This window comes from Nocardia gamkensis NBRC 108242, assembly GCF_001612985.1.
Taxonomy (GTDB): Bacteria; Actinomycetota; Actinomycetes; order Mycobacteriales; family Mycobacteriaceae; genus Nocardia; species Nocardia gamkensis.
The window spans coordinates 1-902 of the sequence record NZ_BDBM01000112.1; the positions used below are offsets into that span (position 1 = coordinate 1).

Annotated in this window: 1 protein-coding gene; it reads right to left on the bottom strand. The window is 65.3% G+C overall.

The features are described from left to right. Positions 1-772: IS256 family transposase (locus NG1_RS34845; RefSeq protein WP_157114428.1), on the bottom strand; the 772-nt coding region annotated here is incomplete at its 3' end. Positions 773-902: the final 130 nt, after the last annotated feature.

Here is a 902-nt window from a genome sequence, read left to right on the forward strand (position 1 = left end):
AATGGGTGCGACACCGCTGCCAGGAAGCACCCGGCAAGGTCGCCCCGATCGCGGCGACCAACCCGGAGTGGGCGTCGGAGGTGACGAGCTGGACTCCGCTCAGGCCTCGGGCGACCAGATCGCGGAAGAACGCCAGCCAGCCGGCGCCGTCCTCACCGGAGCTCACCTGCAAGCCCAGGATTTCTCGGTAGCCCTCGGCGTTGACGCCGGTCGCGACCAGGGCGTGGACGTTGACAACGCGGCCGCTCTCCCGCACTTTCAGCACCAGCGCGTCGGCGGCGACGAACGTGTAAGGGCCTTGGTCGAGGGGGCGGGTGCGGAACGCTTCGACCTGGGCGTCGAGGTCGCGGGCCATCATCGACACCTGCGATTTGGACAGGCTGGTGATGCCCAGTGACTCCACCAACTTCTCCATCCGGCGGGTGGAAACACCCAGCAGGTAGCAGGTCGCCACCACCGAGGTGAGGGCTCGTTCGGCGCGTTTGCGGCGTTCGAGCAGCCAGTCCGGGAAGTAGCTACCCTGACGCAGTTTCGGAATCGCGACATCGATCGTTCCGACGCGGGTGTCGAATTCGCGGTGGCGATAGCCGTTCCGGGAATTGACCCGCTCGCTGGACCGTTCGCCGTAGTCGGCACCACACAGGGCGTCGGCCTCGGTGCTCATCAGCTGTTGCACGAACATCGACACCATCTCCCGCAGCAGGTCAGGGCTGTTGACGGCGAGTTGATCGGCGAACGACTCGCTCGCCTCGATAGGCTTGATCCTGGTCATCGCGTGAACTTCTCCTTCGTTGAGCTTGGCGGTTCAAGAAGGATCACGCGGTGACCGCCCACTATCCGGCTACGACACGCTCAGGCATTCGCGCCGAAGCCGCTGGTACACCACTCTGCTGGACGCAACC